The organism is Nocardia amamiensis (assembly GCF_015477605.1).
Classification (GTDB): domain Bacteria; phylum Actinomycetota; class Actinomycetes; order Mycobacteriales; family Mycobacteriaceae; genus Nocardia; species Nocardia amamiensis_A.
The window spans coordinates 1-1,474 of the sequence record NZ_JADLQX010000146.1; the positions used below are offsets into that span (position 1 = coordinate 1).

The window sequence follows — 1,474 nt, forward strand, 5'->3', positions numbered from 1 at the left end:
ACGGGGAATCAACCAGCTCAAACAACACCGCGCCGTCGCCACCAGGTACGACAAGCTCGCCGTCCGCTACCTGGCCACCATCCACATCGCCGTGATCAACCAATGGCTCCGAAACGAGTGAAGGCAGACCACCAGGCCCGCCCTCATCACTTCGACACAGGGCCTAGTGTTCTGCGCCTGAAATCCGTTGGATATATCGGGCGAGGGAGTCGAGGATCTCCTCGGCGGTCTTCTTCCAGACGAACGGCCGGGGATTCTCGTTCCAGCATTGGATCCACGTGGTGACGTCTTTCTCCAGTGCCGCGACGCTTTTGTGGACACCGCGGCGGGTGAGCTGGTCGGTGAGGTATCCGAACCAGCGTTCGGCGGGTAGCGAGGGCGTGTTACCACGCCCTCGCCCCCTAAGAACCGGCCGTGCCCGCTTTCCAGGCAACCGGCTCAAGCAAGCCCCGAAGGCTCACAGGTCGGCAGAGCAGCGGTGCCCGCTACCGCTTCTGGTGTGATTGTGGTGGCAGTGGGCGTGGACAAGACGCGTTGCGGTGTAGCCGTCCGGCTGGTGAGCGCTCGCGACGGTGATTGCCTGTCGGCGGATCGCGGTGCGTGCGGCCGTGAGCCACTGCTGCCACTGGTGCGGCGTTTGTGGTTCACGATCGGTGTGCAGCAGCAACCCCCGGCAGATCGGGCATCGGCCGTTCTGCGCGCGCAAGCGGCGCAGAGTGTCCTTACCCACCGGGGGTATGCGGCGGCGACGCCGCTCGGTCCAGTAGTCGCCCAGCGCGGGATCGTCCGGAGACGCTGCGCCAGTGACCATCCGGTGCCGGACGATCGGTGTCCAAGCGAACTTGCGCAGGTAGAAACCGCTATCGCGGTTCCCGAACACCCACTTGTCCGCTCGGGCGGGGTTGAACGTCCCGAAGTAGCGGGCCTTGACCCAATACATCGGTTTGTTCGAGTGACGGAATCTGGCCCATTTGTAAACCAGCCGCCAGACGTGGGCGTCCAAAGCTGCGAACGCCCGTTTGGAAACCCCGATCCGGTAGTAGGCCGCCCATCCGGTGATGATCGGATTGAGAGTGGCGGTCACCGCGTCGGCGTTGGAGCCACGCAGTCGCTTCATCTCGGTGGACAGCTTCAGCCGGATGCGCCGCAGCGCGGCGTTGCTCGGCTTGGTCAGCAGCTTCCCGTTCGGGTAGCGGCGAATGTTGAACCCCAGAAAATCCACGCCCTGATCCAGGGTCGTGATGCGGGTCTTGTCCTCGTTGAAGACGAGCCCTCTGGGAGCCAGCCACTGCGCCAGCCGCGCCTTGACCTGTTCGGCCTGCTCGCGTGAATAGCACAGCGCGAGAAGGTCATCGGCGTAGCGGATAACCGCAGGGCAGCCCTTCACCGTTTTCCCGGCACGGGTGCCGGTGGCGTAGTAGCAGACCCCGGCGGCGGCCTCCATGCCGTGCAGAGCAACGTTGAGTATCAACGG

1 protein-coding gene and 1 pseudogene are annotated in these 1,474 nt (G+C 64.4%); one reads left to right on the forward strand and one right to left on the reverse strand.

All coding sequences use genetic code 11. The annotated features are described in order from the left end of the window. Positions 1-121: pseudogene (locus IU459_RS37140) on the forward strand (IS5 family transposase); the annotation flags it as partial. Between the two features lie 336 nt (positions 122-457). Here IU459_RS37140 and IU459_RS37145 read toward each other — a convergent pair. Continuing rightward, on the reverse strand, positions 458-1,474 hold a 1,017-nt coding region (locus IU459_RS37145), incomplete at its 5' end, for a group II intron maturase-specific domain-containing protein (protein WP_267469951.1).